This window comes from Saccharothrix hoggarensis, from assembly GCF_052936025.1.
On record NZ_CP193624.1, the window covers coordinates 4,814,975 to 4,831,583 of the forward strand.

Sequence of the window (16,609 nt, forward strand, 5' to 3'; positions counted from 1 at the left end):
CACCGCGGAACTCCTACCAAGGTGATGACAACCCGCTTCCACGCGGAACCTTGACGCCACAGCATCGCACTGCCACCATTGCGCCCGAAATGTTTGCGTAAACATCTTCGTCGGTCACCACCGGTCTTCCGCCGCCCCACCCGCCGCCCGCGATCACAGCCGGTGATGTTTGCGCAACCACGCCGAGGAGCACCGGTAGCGCCCACGCGGCGCGAGTGAGCAGCGCAGTGCACCCCGCGACCTGCGATCCAGGGACGGTGGGTGGGTGCGACCGGCCGGGTGCTCCTCCGGGTTCCACCGACAAGCTCCCGCCTCCGAGAAGGTCCCGCCGTGATCAGACACCGCCGTCGCACCGTGCTCACCGCCGTCTCCGGCGCGCTCGCGCTCGTCCTCGCCGCCTGCGGCTCCGACGACACCGGGGCCGCGCCGCAGCGGTTCACCGCCGCGGACGTCCAGGCCGCGCTGGACGCGGGCGGCACGATCGAGGTGTGGGCGTGGGAGCCGACGCTGGAGGAGGTCGTCGCCGGGTTCGAGGCGAAGTACCCGAGGGTGGAGGTGGAGCTGCGGAACGCGGGCACCGGCAACGACCAGTACACCGCCCTCCAGGACGCGATCGCGGCCGGCTCGGGCGTGCCGGACGTGGCGCAGGTCGAGTACTACGCGCTGCCGCAGTTCGCGCTGGCCAGGTCGGTGACCGACCTGACGTCGTTCGAGGCGGACAAGCTCGTCGGCGAGTTCACACCGGGCCCGCGGTCGTCGGTCCAGACCGGAGGCGGCCTCCACGGCCTGCCGATGGACTCGGGCCCGATGGCGTTGTTCTACAACGAGGAGCTGTTCGACGAGCACGACGTCGCGGTGCCCAAGACCTGGGCCGAGTACGTCGCGGCCGCCCGCGCGCTGCACGCGGCGGACCCGGACGTCTTCATCACCAACGACACCGGTGACGCGGGCTTCACGACCAGCATGATCTGGCAGGCGGGCGGCAGGCCGTTCCGGGTCGACGGCGCCAAGGTGCGGATCGACCTGGCCGACGACCCCGGCGTCGAGCGCTACACCCAGCTGTGGCAGCAGCTCATCAGCGAGAAGCTGGTGGCGCCCGTGGCGTCGTGGAGCGACGAGTGGTTCGAGGCCCTGGGTTCCGGCCGCATCGCCACGCTGGTGACCGGCGCGTGGATGCCGGCCAACCTGCAGTCGGGCGTCGAGTCGGGCGCGGGCAAGTGGCGCGTGGCGCCGCTGCCCCAGTGGGACGCGGGCGACAAGGCCGGCGCGGAGAACGGCGGCAGCGCGCTGTCCATCCCGGCCGCGAGCGACAACAAGGCGTTGGCCTACGCGTTCCTCAGGTACGCCACCCTGGAAGACGGCGTGGGGCTGCGCGTGGCCGGCGGCGCGTTCCCGGCCACCACCGCCGAGCTGTCGTCCCCGGAGTTCCTGGGCGCCGAGTTCCCCTACTTCGGCGGCCAGAAGGCGAACGCGATCTTCGCCCAGGAGGCGCGCAACGTCGTGAAGGGCTGGTCGTACCTGCCGTTCCAGGTGTACGCCAACAGCATCTTCGCCGACACCGCCGGCAAGGCGTACACCTCGGGCACCTCCCTGTACGACGGGTTGAGCAGCTGGCAGGAGGCGTCCGTCGAGTACGGCAGGAGGCAGGGCCTGACGATCGGGTCCTAGGACCGCGCGGGGTGCCACGAGGGGTCGAGGGCTCCCGGTCACGTCGACCGGGAGCCCTCGACGTTCACGCCCCGGACGTCACAGCGCGCGCTCCAGGTGTTCGGACAGCAGCCGGACGAACCGGGCCGGGTCGGGCAGGTCTCCGCCCTCGGCCAGCAGCGCCATGCCGTGCAGCAGCTCGGCCGACTCCGCCAGCCCGCCGTGGTCCTCGCGGGAGGAGAACGCCTTGTGCAGGCCGGCGACCAGCGGGTGGTCCGGGTTCAGCTCGAGGATGCGCTTGACCGGCGGCAGCTCCTGCCCCATCGCCCGGTACATCTTCTCCAGGGTCGGGGTCAGGTCGTGGGCGTCGCCGACGACGCACGCGGGCGAGGTGGTCAGGCGCGACGACAGCCGCACCTCCTTCACCTTGTCGCCGAGCGCGGTGGTCATCCACGCCAGCAGGTCGGCGAAGTCCTTCTGCCGCTCCTCGGCCTGCGCCTTCTCCTCCTCCGTCTCCAGGTCGACCTGGCCCTTGGCGATCGACTGGAACGTCTTGCCGCCGTACCCCGGCACGGCGTCGACCCACATCTCGTCGATCGGGTCGGTGAGGATCAGCACCTCGAAGCCCTTGGCGCGCAGCGCTTCCAGGTGCGGCGAGTTCTCCACGGTGGCCCGCGAGTCGCCGGTCATGTAGTAGACGTGCTGCTGGTCGTCCTTCATCCGCTCGACGTACGCGGCGAGCGTGGTCGGCTCCTCGGCGTCGTGCGTGGACGCGAACGAGGCGACGTCCAGGATCGCGTCGCGGTTCTCGGGGTCGCTGAGCAGGCCCTCCTTGACCGCGGCGCCGAACTCGCGCCAGAACGTGGCGTACGACTCGGGCTTGTCCGCCATCAGCGACTTGACGGTCGACAGGACCTTCTTCACCAGGCGGCGGCGCACGAGCTGGATCTGGCGGTCGTGCTGGAGCAGCTCGCGCGACACGTTGAGCGACAGGTCGTGCGCGTCCACGACACCCTTGACGAACCGGAGGTACTCCGGCATCAGCTCTTCGCAGTCGTCCATGATGAAGACGCGCTTGACGTAGAGCTGCACGCCGCGCTTGCGCTCGCGCATGAAGAGGTCGAGCGGGGCCTGCGACGGGATGAACAGCAGCGCCTGGTACTCGAAGACGCCCTCGCCGTGCATGCGGATCGTCTCGAGCGGCTTGTTCCAGTCGTGGCTGACGTGCCGGTAGAACTCGGCGTACTCGTCCTCGCTGACGTCGGAGGCGGGCCGCGCCCACAGCGCCTTGCGCGAGTTGATCGTCTGGGGCTCGGCGTCGTCGCCCTCGCCCGCGGCCATCCGGATCGGCCAGGTGATGAAGTCCGCGTAGCGCTTGACGATCTCGGTGATCTTGGCGGTGGACGTGTAGTCGGCGAGGTGGTCCTCGGCGTCGGCCGGCTTGAGGTGGAGGGTGACGGCGGTGCCCTGCGGCGCGTCGGCGACGTCCTCGATCGTGTAGGTGCCCTCGCCGGTGGACTCCCACCGGACGCCCTCGGCGGACCGCGGGTGCCTGGTCACGAGCGTGACCTTGTCGGCGACCATGAACGACGAGTAGAAGCCGATGCCGAACTGGCCGATCAGGTCCTGCGAGGCGGCGTCCTGGCTCTCCTTCAGCTTCTGGAGGAACTCCGCCGTGCCGGACTTCGCGATCGTGCCGATCAGGCCGATCACGTCGTCGCGGGTCATGCCGATGCCGTTGTCCCGGATCGTGAGGGTCCGCTCCGCCCGGTCGACCTCGATCGCGATGTGGAGGTCCGACGTGTCCGCGACCAGGTCCTTGTCGCGGAACGTCTCCAACCTCAGCTTGTCCAACGCGTCGGAGGCGTTGGACACGAGCTCGCGCAGGAACGTGTCCTTGTTCGAGTACACCGAGTGGATCATCAGCCGGAGCAGCTGACGCGCCTCTGACTGGAACTCCAGCGTTTCCACGTTCTTCCTTTCCATCCGATCGGGCCGACGTTCGTCCGACCTGTGATCGTATCCATTCTCCGACCCACGACGCCCAACCCGCGCACGCCTCACGTCCGTGCTCGGCCGGGTGCGTCTTCCGGACGACGTGCGGACCGCGGAAGGGCTCGGCACGCGGGGCTCGCCACGCGGGGTCCGGCCGCCGCGCTACGGCCGCGGGGCGTCGTCGGACCAGGTGTAGGTGGGCGGCCGGTAGGCGCGGCAGCGGTCGAGGAGGCGGCCCAGGTCGTCGTCGACCAGCAGCATGTCGCGGTACGGCGGCTTCAGGAACCCCTCCTCGACCATGTGGTCGACCATCCGGAGCAGGTGCGTGAAGTAGCCGTCCACGTCGAGCAGGGCGACCGGTTTGGCGTGCAGGCCCAGCTGCGCCCACGTCCAGACCTCGAAGAACTCCTCCAACGTGCCCGCGCCGCCCGGCAGCGTGATGAACGCGTCGGCCGACTCCGCCATCAACGCCTTGCGCTCGTGCATCGACTCGACCACGTGCAGCCTGGTCAGCCCCTGGTGCGCGACCTCCCACCCGACCAGGCTGCGCGGGACCACGCCGACCACCGACCCACCCGCCGACAGCGCGCTGTCGGCGAGCGCGCCCATCGTGCCGACCCGGCCGCCGCCGTACACGACCTCGATCCCCTGCTCGGCCAGCGTGCGGCCGACCTGTGCCGCCACCTCCACATGCCGCACCCGCCCGCTGGACGAGCCGCAGAACACGCACACCCTCATGCGGACACGGTAGGGGCGGGTCAGCGGCCGAGCCCGGCGCCCCCGTTGACGCCGAGGACCTGCCCGGTGACGTGGCCGGCCTCCGGCGAGGTCAGGAACACCACGGCGGCGGCCACGTCGGCGGGCTTGCCGGCGCGGCCGTTCGCGGGCTGCCCGACCAGCTTGCGCCGCCGTTCCCCGGAGAGCGGGCCGCCGAAGAACTCCGTCTCCTCGGTGACGCCCGGCGAGACGACGTTGACCGTGATGCCGCGCCCGCCCAGCGAGAACGCGAGGTCCGCGGTCCACGCCTCGACCGCCGCCTTGGCCGCGCCGTAGCTGCCGGAACCGCGGCGGGCCGCGATGGAGCCGATCGTGACCACCCTGGCGTCGTCGGCGAGCCGGGGTTCCAGCGCCGTGGTGACCAGCACGGCGCTGAGCACGTTGGCCTCGAAGTTCGCCAGCCACAGCTCCCGCACGTCCGCCAGGCCGTCCGGCGCGGGACGGCGGCGCGCCACGTTGCCGCCCGCGTTGTTGACCAGCACGTCCACCCGCTCGGGCAGGTCCGCCAACGCCGCCTGGACGGCCGCCGGGTCGGCGGCGTCGAAGGACACCGCCCGCGCGCCGATCTCGGCCGCCGCGGCGGCGAGCACGTCGGCCCGCCGACCGGTGACCACGACGTCGAGGCCCTGCTTCACGAGGTCGGCGGCCACCGCCCTGCCGATGCCCGTCCCACCCCCGGTCACGACTGCTGTTCTCGTCATGCCAAGGTCTTATCAGCGGGTTCCGGCCGGGTCGATCCGCTCGTCGGCCCAATAATGCGCAGGATTGTTCACATCCGTGATTTGTTCACACTCTTGATTCGCATTTTCCGCCCTTGGTGGAGTTGACCGCCGGAAATGTGGCGCTGTGTGCAGCGGAAACACCGGAAATGTCCCGCGTTCAGCCTTCAGTGGCACGCCATCGAACGATCCCAGGTAACCGCGCCCGCGCACTATCGTCCACATGACGGTGTGTGATCCGCTGTTCACGGAGGTGTGTTGTGCAGGTCCGACCTTGGCTCGTCCTCGCCCTCGCGGGTGGTCTCCTGGGCGCCGACCACGTCCGCACCGACGAGGCGACGGTGGAGGTGGTCGCCAAGCGGGGCCTCATGTCCGCGCCCGCGGCGCCCGCGGTCGGCGGTGGTTTCGTCAGCGGCGGCGACCTGTTCGCGGCCGACGGCACGACGCGGGTCGGCGAGGGCCATTCGCACTGCGGCGTGGTGAAGGTGACGGTGGACGTGCCGCCCGCGGTGACCACGCACTGCACGTCCACGTTCCGCCTGGCCGACGGCGAACTGCACCTCTCCGGCATGCGCACGTACAAGAGCATCGCGGCCGGTTTCGGCGACGCGACGATGGCGATCACCGGCGGCACCGGCGCCTACGCCAACGCGCGCGGCGAGGGCAAGGCGGTGCGCTCCGACTCGGCGGACGTGGCGTACGAGTTCACCTTCACGATCACCGACGGCTGAGCGGGACGGCTCAGCCGACCCGGAGTTCGCCGGTCACCGGCACGAGCGGTGACCGGCGGTTGTCCACGACCACGAGCGACGGCCGGCCGCCGTCACGTCGGTCGCCCTCACGCCTGCCGCCATCGCGGTTGTCGCCGTCACGTCGGTCGCCGTCGCGCCACTGGCCGCCCGCCAACGGGATGGTCGCCACGCCGGGCGCGGGGCCGCGGGTCCAGTCCAGCACCCCGGCCATCGTCGCCAACCGGGTGGTCGCCAGCACCTCGCGGACCGACGTGGTCGAGTCCGCCGCGCCCACGGCGTGCGTCGCCACCTCGAACAGCGCGTGGGCCAGCCCCAGCGGTTGCAGCCAGGGCGAGCCGGTGGCCTCCTCGTACGCGCGCACGAGGTCGCGCGGCGTGCGCCCGCCGCCGACGTGGTCGTGCTCCGGCGTCCACGACACGATCGTCGCCACGCCGTCCAGCCCGTGCCGGGCCACGCCGAACGGGTAGGTCAGCCAGCGCGAGCACGTCACCAGCCGGGGTCGCCGGGCGCGCACCACCGCGGCGAGGTCGGCGGCGGTCGCGGCGCTGGTGACCACCTCGACGTCGCCGACCTCCGGCACCACGCCGCTGGACTCCCGGTACGGCAGGTCGACCAGCGCGTGCCCGCGCGCGGCGGCCACCGGCCGGAACCACCGCCGCAGCGCCGCGCCCTGCGTGCCGTCGTTCCACACGCACCCGACCACGCGCGCCGGGCCCAGGTGCTCCCACAGGTCCGCGAACACGGACGCGATGTCGTCCACGCCCCAGCAGAAGTGGAACGCCCAGCCCGGTCGCCGCCGGTCGGAGGCGAACACCTGCCACGGCAGCGTCGTGGACACGCACGGCACCTCGTGCTCGGCGCAGGCGTCCACGACGGCGGGCAGCGTCGCCGTGCCGCCCAACGTCACCACGACCCGCACCCCGGCCTCGACCAGCGACAAGGTCGCCGCGCGGGCGCCCTCGGCGGTCGAGCCGCTGTCCCGCAGCACCACGTCCGCGGGCCACGGCAGGGCGCGCGCGACGAACTCCAACGGGGCGCCGAGCGGCGCCAACCTCCCGGTCGCCGCGAGGACGACCCCGATCATGGGGCGGGGCACGGCGGCAACCTATCCACATCCCCGGTTCCACGATCGGGCGAACCCCCGGTCCGCAGGCCGGCGGTCGGCCCACCCGGCTTCGACCACGGGATCGTCGAACGCGTTCGACGATCCCGTCGAACGCCGCGCCGAATTCCCGTCGAACAATTCGAATGGATACGCGAAGTCCGCATTGCCGTGTCGCGTGGACCGTCGATCAGCGTCGAAACTCTTGCCTTGCCCATCCCGTGCCGTCAACATCATGGCGAGGCAGCGCGGGAACACGTCGCCGCGCCTGTTCGCGCCCGGTTCCCTCCCCTTCCGCTGCCGCCGGCGATCAACGAGGAGCGTCATGTCCGATGTTCGTGGCAGGTTGAGAAAGATTCGTCGGCGGGTGGGACTGCTGGCGAGCGGAATGGCCACGTTGCTCGCGGGCATGGGCGTTGTCGCCGTGACGAACGCCGAGGCGGCCGCGGGCTGCAAGGTGGTGTACTCCGTCCCGAGCCAGTGGCAGGGCGGCTTCACCGGCAACGTCGCCGTGACGAACCTCGGCGACCCCGTCAGCGGCTGGCGGCTGACCTGGGCGTTCCCGTCCGGCCAGACCGTCACCCAGGCGTGGAACGCCACGGTCACCACGTCGGGCAGCCAGGTCACCGCGACCAACGCGAGCTACAACGCCAACATCGCCACCAACGGCACGGTGTCGTTCGGCTTCAACGGCTCGTGGACGGGCAGCAACACCGCGCCCACGTCGTTCGCGCTCAACGGTGTCACGTGCACCGGCGGCACCGCGACCACCACCACGACGACCACCACCACTCCCCCGCCGACCGATGACGCGATGGCGGCGACCGCCGCCATGCAGCCCGGCTGGAACCTCGGCAACTCGCTCGACGCCACCGGCAGCGACGAGACGTCGTGGGGCAACCCGCGCGTCACCGCCGCGCTGCTCGACAACATCCGCGCGCAGGGCTTCAACAGCATCCGCATCCCGGTGACGTGGGGCCAGCACCAGGGGCCCGCTCCGGGCTACACCATCGACCCGGCGTACATGGCGCGCGTCAAGGAGGTCGTCGACTGGGCGTTGGCGGACGGCTTCTACGTGATGGTGAACATCCACCACGACTCGTGGCAGTGGATCGCGAACATGCCCGCCGACCGCGCCGGCGTGCTCGCCCGCTACAACGCCGCGTGGACGCAGATCGCGACGACGTTCCGCGACTCGTCGCCGAAGCTGGTGCTGGAGAGCGTCAACGAGCCGCAGTTCAGCAACAGCTCCGGCGCCGCGCAGAACGCCGAGCTGCTGCACGAGCTGAACACGTCGTTCCACGGCATCGTGCGCCGGTCCGGCGGCGCCAACGCGACCCGCCTGCTGGTGCTGCCGACCCTGCACACGTCGGCCGACCAGGCCCGCATCGACGAGCTGACCACCACGCTCACCGCGCTGAAGGACCCGCGGATCATCGCGACGGTCCACTTCTACGGCTACTGGCCGTTCAGCGTGAACGTGGCGGGCGGCACGCGGTTCGACGCCGTCGCCCAGAAGGACCTGACCGACTCGTTCGACCGCGTGCACGACTCGCTCGTGGCGAAGGGCATCCCGGTCATCATCGGCGAGTACGGCCTGCTCGGCTTCGACCGGCACACCGGCACCATCCAGCAGGGCGAGAAGCTGAAGTTCTTCGAGTTCCTCGGCCACTACGCCCGCGCCAAGAAGATCACCACCATGCTGTGGGACAACGGCCAGCACTTCGGCCGCACGTCGTTCCAGTGGAGCGACCCGGAGCTGTTCGCGCAGATCAAGTCGAGCTGGACGACCCGGTCCGGCACGGCGTCGTCGGACCAGGTGTTCAGCGCCCGGTCGTCGGCGATCACCGACAAGTCGCTCACGCTCAACCTGAACGGCACGTCGTTCCTCGGCCTGCGCCACGGCACGACGGACCTGGTGCGCGGCACCGACTACACCGTCACGGGCGACCAGCTGACGATCACCGCGTCCGCGATCACCCGGTTGAGCGGATCGCGGGCGTACGGCACCAACGCGACGCTGTCCGCGCGGTTCTCGCAGGGCGTGCCGTGGCGGATCAACCTGATCACCCACGACACGCCGGTCCTGCAGAACGCGACCGGCACGACCAGCGCGTTCGCCATCCCGACCGCGTTCCGCGGCGACCAGCTCGCCACGATGGAGGCCAAGTACGCGGACGGCAGCAACGCCGGACCGCACAACTGGACGTCGTACAAGGAGTTCGACCGGGCGTTCGCGCCGAACTACACCACGAACGTGACGACCCTGACGTCGGACTTCTTCGCCGAGGTCGCGGACGGCGCGCGGGTGACGCTCACGTTCCACTACTGGAGCGGCGCGAAGGTGACCTACCACGTCACCCGGACCGGGACCTCGGTCACCGGCACGACCAGCTGACCTGCCCTGCGGCGAACCCCGGCGGACCGGAGCACACGCTCCGGTCCGCCGGCCGCATTCCCAGGGGAGGACGGCGGTGCCGCACCAGTTCCCGGCGCCCACGGGACCGCGCCCCCGCGGTGGAACGCTCAGCCGCCGATCGCGGCGAGCACGTCCCGGCACAACCGCACCAGCTCCTCGTCGGCACGCACCTGGTCGCTGCTCCACCCGGTCTCCCTCAGCGTGTGCCGCCGGGTGCGGGCCAGTTCGTCACGCGGCAGCGGGACGGCGGGCGCCGCGGCGGGGCCCATGACGGCCAGGCAGCGGACAGCCGGGACGCGGAGGTGCGGGTTCACCGGCCACACCGCCGTCAAGAGCGGCAGCGCGGCGTCCGCGTCGCCGGTGGCGTGCCACAACGCCTCGGGGACGTGCAGCCGCACCCAGCCGTGGTCGTCGGGCCGGTCGAGCAGCGCCCGCAGCCGCGGGACGTGCGCCGCGGCGGCCCCTCCCAGCTCGGCCATCGAACTGCCGGCCGAGGCTACCGGCCGCGTCCGGCCCCGGCGGCCGGGTTTATCCGGTTGCGCCGCTTCCGCCCGCCCGCCGACGATCGCGCCCATGACGGGTGACGGCGAGGTTCGGCGGGAGTTCGGCTGGTCGGACATGTGGGTCGGTCCGGAGGACGATCCGCGCGAGGCCGGTGGTCCGTACGCCGGGGAGCGCGAAACCCTGGCGCGCTACCTGCGGAACCAGCGGTTGACGTTGGAGCTGAAGTGCGCCGGGCTGGACGCCGAGGGCTTGGCGCGCCGGTCCGTGCCGCCGTCGGACCTGTCGCTGCTCGGGCTCGTGCGGCACCTGGCGGAGGTCGTGCAGCACTGGTTCCGGCGGGTGATGGCCGGTGAGGACGTGGTGCCGCACTACACGTCGGCGGAGGTCGCGTTCGGCGGTGCGACGGCCGACCCGGACGTGGTGCGGGACGCGTGGGCCACCTGGCGGGCGGAGGTCGCGTTCGCCGAGCGGTTCGTGGCCGAGGCGCCCGACCTGGACGTCCTCGGCGCCGGCGACCCTGACCACGCGCCGATCCCGTTGCGGGAGGTGGTCGTCCACCTGGTCGAGGAGTACGCGCGGCACAACGGTCACGCCGACCTCCTCCGCGAGCGGATCGACGGGAGGGTGGGTCAGTAGGGCGGGACCGTTGCCACGTAACGGTGTCCGGCGCGCGCGGTGAAGGTGGCCGCGTCGCCGTCCACGCTCGCCGGCACCGGCTGCCCGGTCCGCTCGTCCACCAGCCGGAAGTCCGCGCGGAACAGGGGGCCGCGAACGGTGACGGGACCGTCCTGCCCCGTGGCCAGTGCGATCTCCCGCGCCACACCGCCGGACCAGCGCACGTCGACCGTGACGTCACCGCGCGCCCGGAGGCCGGCGCACGAGCCGTCGCGCCACTCCCCCGGCAACGCGGGCAGCACGTGCACCACGCCGTCCTGGCTCTGCAGCAGCATCTCCGCCACACCGGACGTCGCCCCGAAGTTGCCGTCGAGCTGGAACGGCGGGTGCGTGTCCCACAGGTTCGCGGTGGTGCTGCCGATCAGCTGCTCGGCCAGCACCCGGTGCGCGTGGTCGCCGTCGAGCAGCCGCGCCCAGAAGTTGATCTTCCACGCCTTGCTCCACCCGGTGCCGCCGTCGCCGCGCGCGGTGAGCGAGGTCTTCGCGGCGGCGGCGAGGTCGGGGGTCCGGAGCGGGCTGATGGCGTTGCCGGGGAACAGCGCGAACAGGTGCGACACGTGCCGGTGGGTGTTGCCGGGGTCGTCCAGGTCGTCCTTCCACTCCTGCAACTGGCCCCACGAGCCGATCCGCGTGCCGGGGTCGAGCCGGTCGAGCGCCGCGCGCACCTCCGCCCCGAACGCCGTGTCGCCCACGTCGTCGGCGGTGGAGACGACGTTGGCGAACAGCTGCCGGACGATCTGCTGCGACATCGCCGGACCCGCCGAGAAGTCGCCGTGCTCGGGCGAGTAGCCGGGCGACACGACCAGCGTGCCGTCACGGTGGTCGACGACGAGCCCGTCCAGCCAGAACCGGGCCAGCTCCCGCATCACGGGGTACGCCCGCTCGCGCAGGAACCGGCGGTCGCCGGTGAACAGGTAGTGCTCGTAGTAGTGCTGCGCGAGCCACGCGCCCGCCTCGGGGAACCAGAACGCGGTCGCCCAGTCGTGCACACCGGTGAAGCCGAACGGGTTCGTCTCGTTGTTGACGACCCAGCCGCGGGAACCGTGCAGCTCCCGCGCGGTCACCGCGCCGGGTTCGCGCAGCGCGTCCACGAACGAGAACAGCGGCGCGGTGGTCTCGGAGAGGTTCGTCGTCTCGGCGGGCCAGTAGTTCATCTGGAGGTTGATGTTCACGTGGTAGTCGGCGCTCCACGGCGGCGACACCGAGTTGTTCCAGACGCCCTGCAGGTTCGCGGGCAGCGTTCCCTGCCGTGAGGACGAGATCAGCAGGTAGCGGCCGTACTGGAAGTACAGGGCTTCCAGGGCGCGCCGGTCGGACGGCGACGCGGTGGCGTAACCGCGCAGGAGCTCGTCGGTCGGCACGTCCACCGGTCGTTGCCCGAGGTCGAGCCGGACGCGGTCGAACAGCTCGCGGTAGTCGCGCTCGTGCGCGTCGAGGAGCCGTGCCCAGCCCTTCGCGGACGCGGCGTCGACCGTCTCCGTCACGCGCCGGTGCGGGTCGGGGCCGCGGTAGGTCGGGTACGCGTCGGCGTAGTCCGTGCCGGCCGCGAACACGAGGACCGCGCTGTCGGCGCCCGCGACGGTGATCGAGCCGTCGGGGTGGTCGGTGCGCGTGCCGCCCTCGGTGAGCACTTGGAGTTGCGATTCGAACCGCATCCCGTTGTCGTGCAACGCGCCGGTGGAGGTGGAACGGCCGCCGCTCGCCGTGGTGGTCCTGGTGCGGTTGTCGGGCGCGGTGATCGAGGCGGTGAACCCGATCCGGCCGGGACGGTCGGCCGACAGCCGGGCGACGATCACGCCGTCGACGGCGGTGGCGAAGTACTCCCTGAGGTGCCACACGCCGTCGGCCCGGTACGACACGGAGGCGACCGCGCGGGTCAGGTCGAGGTCACGCCGGTAGTCGGCGACCTCGGCGGGCGGGTCGGCGAGGTCCAGCACGAGTTCGCCGAACGGCTGGTACGCGCCGAACCCCCGGCGACGCTGCCCCAATGCGTCCGCGACGACCTCGGGCGCGGCCCGGCCGTCCCGGTCTACCAGCTCCCGGACGTGGCGCAGCGCGTCGGGGCGCGGGCCGGTCCAGTTGCCGAAGTCGTAGCCCTCCGCCGAGCCGGGCCCGCCCGTCCAGAGCGTCTTCTCGTTGAGCTGGACGCGCTCGCGCGCCACCGTGCCGAAGACACCGCCGCCGAGCGCGCCGTTGCCGATGGGCAGCGACTCGCGCTCCCAGTCGGTGGCGGGCTCGTCGTACCAGAGCGTCAGCGTCCGGGGGTCCGCACTCGCACGCATACGCTTCCTCCACCGCCGGGCCATCGCGGTGACGCTAACAAGACATCCGAAGTGTGGGAAGCCCCAAGGCGCTCGTTAGGCTGAGGCGAGGCGATCGACCGTCGATACATCGGATGTGTGATGGGTCGGTGTCACCCGTGACGGTGGATTGCGGGGTCGGCGCGCGGGAAGCCCCGGAGGAACGCCGAGCCGGAGGAGCAGCCGTGGACCGTGAGATCCGGTCGCGCTTCGACTACCGGCGGCCGGTCGACGTGGACGACGCGGTCGCCGCCACCGCCTGGCCGGGCGTCGAGTTCATCGCCGGCGGCACGAACCTGGTCGACCACCTGAAGCGGGGCCTGGCCGCGCCGGAGGTGCTGGTCGACGTCACGGGGCTGCCGCTGGACTCGGTCGAGGAGCTGCCGGACGGCGGGCTGCGGATCGGCGCGACCGTGCGCAACAGCGCCCTGGCGGCGCACCCGGTGGTGCGGCGGGACTACCCGGTGCTGGCGCGGGCGCTGCTGTCCGGCGCGTCCCCGCAGATCCGCAACCTCGCCACGACCGGCGGCAACCTGCTGCAACGCACCCGGTGCGCGTACTTCCGGGACCTGTCGAGCCCGTGCGGCAAGCGCGAGCCGGGGACGGGGTGCTCGGCGCTCGGCGGCTGCACGCGCCACCACGCGATCCTGGGCGCGTCCGCGCACTGCGTCGCCACGCACCCGTCCGACATGGCGGTCGCGATGGCCGCGCTCGACGCCGAGGTGCACGTGCTCGGCCCGGACGGCAGGCGGACGGTCCCGCTGGTCGAGCTGCACCGGCTGCCCGGCGACGAGCCGCACCGCGACACCGTGCTGTCCCGCTCGGACCTGATCACGTCGGTCGACCTGCCGCCGCTGCCGCCGGGCGCGCGGTCGGGGTACCTGAAGGTCCGGGACCGGGCGGAGTTCGCGTTCGCGCTGGTGTCCGCGGCGGTGGTGCTGCGGGTCGAGGACGGGGTCGTGGCCGACGTGCGGATCGCGCTGGGCGGCGTGGCGCACAAGCCGTGGCGGGCGCGGCGGGCGGAGGACGTGCTGCACGGGGCGCCGCCGGGCGAGGAGGCGTTCCGACGCGCGGCGGAGGAGGAGCTGGCGGCGGCGAGACCGTTGGCGGGCAACGGTTTCAAGGTTCCGCTGACCCGGAACGTGATGGTGTCCGCGCTGCTCGCCGTGTCCGCCGAGCGGCGATGACGGTCGCCGCGCGTGGTCAGGGCAGCAGCACGTCGAGGAACGGGTTGCTGAACACGCGGTGCGGGTCGCACGCGTGGAGGGTGGCGAGCGCGGCGTCCCACGACGGGTTCGGGCCCTGGCGGTAGGAGTCGGGGACGGTGGCGGTCAGCACCTCGGGGTCGGCCCACGCCGCCTCGGTCGTGTAGCCCCAGCCCTTGGACCACTCGACGCGGGTCGCCGCGTACGCGCCGGTGTACCGGGTGAGGAAGAACCGCTCCAGCTCGCGGTAGAACGCCGCCGCGCCGGGCGCGGTCGGGAACGTCAGCACGTCGAACCACACGGCGACGTCCCACTCCGGGTGGTCCTCGCGGGGCCGCACGGCCGACAGCGCGGGCGGTCGCGCGCCAGGCACGTCGACGTGCGCCGGGTCGTCCAGCCCGCCGACGCGGATCTCCACCTGCCCCGTCACGGGAACAGGCCGCGGTCCGCGTGCGCCGCGAGGAGGTCCTGGTAGAACGTCGCGAAGTCGCTCACGACGCGCTGTAGCTCGGCCCGGCTGGTCAGCACCGCGCACCCGTTCGCGGTGTCGCGCAGGGTGGTCGGCTTGACGTGGAGCAGCAGGTTCTTCGACGCGCCCCACAGGTCGGTGGCGAGGGTGGCGGTCAGCCCCGCCCAGTTCTCGTACCCCTGGCGGTGCAGGTCGACGTCCGGCGGGAACTCCGGCGGCGGGTCGCCCCCGCCGTCGCCCGGCGTCACGACCCCGGCCGGCAGCCACGCGACGGCGGACGCGGCGAGGAAGTTCCGGCGGGAGAACGGGGACGCGGTCATGCGCCCCATCGGTACCGGACGAACGGCGTTCAGTCCAAGAACTGTCCACGGGGTGCCGGCGGGCCGGGCACGTCGTCGCCGTGGCTGCTCGCGGGGTCGGTGACGTCGCCGCACCCGGAAGCGCTCGGCCCTACTTCGTCCCGATCCGCAACGCGTTCGCCGCGGGCTTCACCCGGGACGGTCCGTCGACCTGGGCGTCCGCCGCGCCGTCCGCTTGCTCCTCCGCGGGCTCGTAGGACTCGAACGGTGCGGGGATCCGGGTGCGGCGGAAGACGACGAGCCACGCCATCAGACCGGACAGGGCGGCGAACGCGGCGGCGACCAGCAGCGCGCCCCGCGGACCGGCCCCGCCGACGACGGCGCTCGCCGCCACCAGGCCGACCGTGCCCGCGCCCGCCGTCACCGCGCCGACCGTGGCGAACACCCGGCCCCGCAGCGCGTCCGGCGTCCGGACCCGCACCAGCCCGCTCAGCGTGACGTTCTGCACCGCCCCGCACGCCCCCGCGACGATCCACGCCAGCCCGTTGACGACGGCGTGCGGCACCAGCGCCGGGGCGACCAACGCGACGCCCAGCACGAGGTTGCCGGTGGCGAAGGCGGCGACCAGCGCCCGCGCGGTGGTGAAGCGGCGGCTCACCGCCGCGCCGATCAGCGTGCCGCCGGTCCAGCAGCCGAGCATGACGCCGTAGGTGAAGTCGTTGCCGCCGACCGGGCCGTGCACCAGGAAGACCTCGTTGACCAGCGCGATCGCCACCGCGACCCCGCCCACGGTCTGCGCCGCCACCCGACCGAGCAGCAGCCGGTCGCTGCGCAGGAGCACCAGGCCGCTCCACGGGCTGGTCGGCCCGGCGGGGCCGCCGTCGTCCTGGCGCGGGTCGCGGTCCACGCGCAGGCGCAGCACCATCACGACGTGCGCCAACGTGGCCACCGCGTCGAGGACCAGCGCCGCCTCGATCCCCGGCCCGACCGCGATCAGGCCGCCCAGCACGGTGCCCGCCACGGAACCGGTGTTCTCCGCCGACGACAGCCAGGCGTAGCCGCGCATCGCGTGGTCCTCGCCGGTGGTCAGCGGGATCAGCACGGACCCGCAGGTGCGCACGATGCCGCCGGTCAGCCCCAGCAACGCGATCAGGCCGTACAGGACCGGCAGGTGCGCGTGCCCGAGCAGGAGGCCGACGAGCAGCAGGACCTGGGCGAACACCGTGCCGGCGAGCAACGGGCGGTTGCGGAACCGGTCGACCGCCCAGCCCGCGAGCGGCGCGCCCGCCACCGCGCCCAGGGCGGCGGCCACGAACAGACCGGCGACGGCGAACGCGCCCAGCCCGGCCAACTCCGTGGTGAACCCGATCAGGGTGAGCTGCGCGCCGAGGCTCGACACCCCCGACCCGCCCGCCAGCACCACCAGGTCCCGATTCCCCCGCAGACCCTCCCGCACCGCACCCACCCCGCGTCCACCCCGCTCCCCCACCGCGACCTCTCAGCCGCATGATCAGCCGCACCCTTCGGGCGGGCCTCGGGCCGCACGCCAGGCGCGCACGTCCAGCGCCGCACGTCCCGGCCGCACGTCCCGGCGCACGCCGTAGCGCACACCCCGACCGCACGTCCCGGCGCACAACCGGCCTCGCGTCCCGAGCCGCACGTCCCGGCCGCACGCCGGACCGCACGTCCCGACCGCGCGGCACGACGCAGGCCCGACCGCACTGCCGGCCGCACGCACGGAACCGC

General features: G+C 72.6%; 12 protein-coding genes and 1 pseudogene. 5 read left to right on the forward strand and 8 right to left on the reverse strand.

Annotation, left to right across the window (positions count from 1 at the left end; all coding sequences use genetic code 11):
* Window positions 1-330 precede the first annotated feature (330 nt).
* The gene (locus ACRAKH_RS21605; protein ID WP_380726216.1) at window positions 331-1,668 is read left to right on the forward strand and encodes an ABC transporter substrate-binding protein; all 1,338 of its coding nucleotides are present in this window, start codon (window positions 331-333) and stop codon (window positions 1,666-1,668) included.
* A gap of 78 nt (window positions 1,669-1,746) precedes the next feature.
* On the opposite strand, the gene htpG is transcribed toward ACRAKH_RS21605, so the two are convergent.
* From htpG to ACRAKH_RS21620, 3 genes are all read right to left on the reverse strand, one after another.
* Complete coding sequence (gene htpG / locus ACRAKH_RS21610) at window positions 1,747-3,633, reverse strand: molecular chaperone HtpG (protein ID WP_380726214.1); 1,887 nt, start codon at window positions 3,631-3,633, stop codon at window positions 1,747-1,749.
* A gap of 171 nt (window positions 3,634-3,804) precedes the next feature.
* Window positions 3,805-4,380, reverse strand: coding sequence for an LOG family protein (locus ACRAKH_RS21615; protein WP_380726212.1), 576 nt, complete (start codon window positions 4,378-4,380; stop codon window positions 3,805-3,807).
* 20 nt (window positions 4,381-4,400) lie between these two features.
* On the reverse strand, window positions 4,401-5,120 hold the full coding sequence (locus tag ACRAKH_RS21620) for an SDR family oxidoreductase (protein WP_380726210.1): 720 nt from the start codon (window positions 5,118-5,120) through the stop codon (window positions 4,401-4,403).
* A 278-nt stretch (window positions 5,121-5,398) separates the two neighbouring features.
* On the opposite strand from ACRAKH_RS21620, the gene ACRAKH_RS21625 reads away from it, so the two are divergent.
* Window positions 5,399-5,869, forward strand: a complete 471-nt coding sequence (locus tag ACRAKH_RS21625; protein WP_380726208.1) for an allene oxide cyclase barrel-like domain-containing protein — start codon at window positions 5,399-5,401, stop codon at window positions 5,867-5,869.
* 10 nt (window positions 5,870-5,879) lie between these two features.
* On the opposite strand, the gene ACRAKH_RS21630 is transcribed toward ACRAKH_RS21625, so the two are convergent.
* A complete protein-coding gene (locus tag ACRAKH_RS21630) occupies window positions 5,880-6,986 on the reverse strand; it encodes an ABC transporter substrate-binding protein (RefSeq protein WP_380726207.1) in 1,107 nt (368 codons plus the stop codon).
* A gap of 373 nt (window positions 6,987-7,359) precedes the next feature.
* Between ACRAKH_RS21630 and ACRAKH_RS21635 the strand changes: the two genes are divergently transcribed.
* Window positions 7,360-9,390 (forward strand): cellulase family glycosylhydrolase, encoded by a 2,031-nt coding sequence (locus tag ACRAKH_RS21635; RefSeq protein ID WP_447009224.1) that lies wholly within the window; start codon window positions 7,360-7,362, stop codon window positions 9,388-9,390.
* A gap of 128 nt (window positions 9,391-9,518) precedes the next feature.
* Here the strand turns inward: ACRAKH_RS21635 and ACRAKH_RS21640 are convergent, their stop codons facing one another.
* Window positions 9,519-9,890, reverse strand: coding sequence for a hypothetical protein (locus ACRAKH_RS21640; protein WP_447009225.1), 372 nt, complete (start codon window positions 9,888-9,890; stop codon window positions 9,519-9,521).
* Window positions 9,891-9,984: 94 nt separating this feature from the next.
* On the opposite strand from ACRAKH_RS21640, the gene ACRAKH_RS21645 reads away from it, so the two are divergent.
* Window positions 9,985-10,551 (forward strand): DinB family protein, encoded by a 567-nt coding sequence (locus ACRAKH_RS21645; protein WP_380726201.1) that lies wholly within the window; start codon window positions 9,985-9,987, stop codon window positions 10,549-10,551.
* Here the strand turns inward: ACRAKH_RS21645 and ACRAKH_RS21650 are convergent.
* Entirely contained in the window at window positions 10,545-12,872 is a 2,328-nt protein-coding gene (locus ACRAKH_RS21650) for a glycoside hydrolase family 95 protein (protein ID WP_380726199.1), read from the reverse strand. The genes ACRAKH_RS21645 and ACRAKH_RS21650 overlap by 7 nt on opposite strands.
* A gap of 203 nt (window positions 12,873-13,075) precedes the next feature.
* Between ACRAKH_RS21650 and ACRAKH_RS21655 the strand changes: the two genes are divergently transcribed.
* Window positions 13,076-14,077 carry an FAD binding domain-containing protein gene (locus tag ACRAKH_RS21655; RefSeq protein ID WP_380726197.1) on the forward strand — a complete coding sequence of 334 codons (1,002 nt, stop codon included), beginning with the start codon at window positions 13,076-13,078 and terminating at the stop codon, window positions 14,075-14,077.
* 16 nt (window positions 14,078-14,093) lie between these two features.
* Here ACRAKH_RS21655 and ACRAKH_RS21660 read toward each other — a convergent pair.
* Window positions 14,094-14,893 (reverse strand): annotated as a pseudogene (locus tag ACRAKH_RS21660) (cholesterol oxidase substrate-binding domain-containing protein).
* 121 nt (window positions 14,894-15,014) lie between these two features.
* Window positions 15,015-16,319, reverse strand: coding sequence for an MFS transporter (locus ACRAKH_RS21665; RefSeq protein WP_380726195.1), 1,305 nt, complete (start codon window positions 16,317-16,319; stop codon window positions 15,015-15,017).
* Window positions 16,320-16,609: the final 290 nt, after the last annotated feature.

Excerpts from the sequence above, each read along its gene's own strand:
- ACRAKH_RS21615 (WP_380726212.1), bottom strand. The coding sequence starts at position 4,380 with ATGAGGGTGTGCGTGTTCTGCGGCTCGTCCAGCGGGCGGGTGCGGCAT.
- ACRAKH_RS21650 (WP_380726199.1), bottom strand. The coding sequence starts at position 12,872 with ATGCGTGCGAGTGCGGACCCCCGGACGCTGACGCTCTGGTACGACGAG.
- ACRAKH_RS21645 (WP_380726201.1), top strand. The coding sequence starts at position 9,985 with ATGACGGGTGACGGCGAGGTTCGGCGGGAGTTCGGCTGGTCGGACATG.
- ACRAKH_RS21620 (WP_380726210.1), bottom strand. The coding sequence starts at position 5,120 with ATGACGAGAACAGCAGTCGTGACCGGGGGTGGGACGGGCATCGGCAGG.
- ACRAKH_RS21640 (WP_447009225.1), bottom strand. The coding sequence starts at position 9,890 with ATGGCCGAGCTGGGAGGGGCCGCCGCGGCGCACGTCCCGCGGCTGCGG.
- htpG (WP_380726214.1), bottom strand. The coding sequence starts at position 3,633 with ATGGAAAGGAAGAACGTGGAAACGCTGGAGTTCCAGTCAGAGGCGCGT.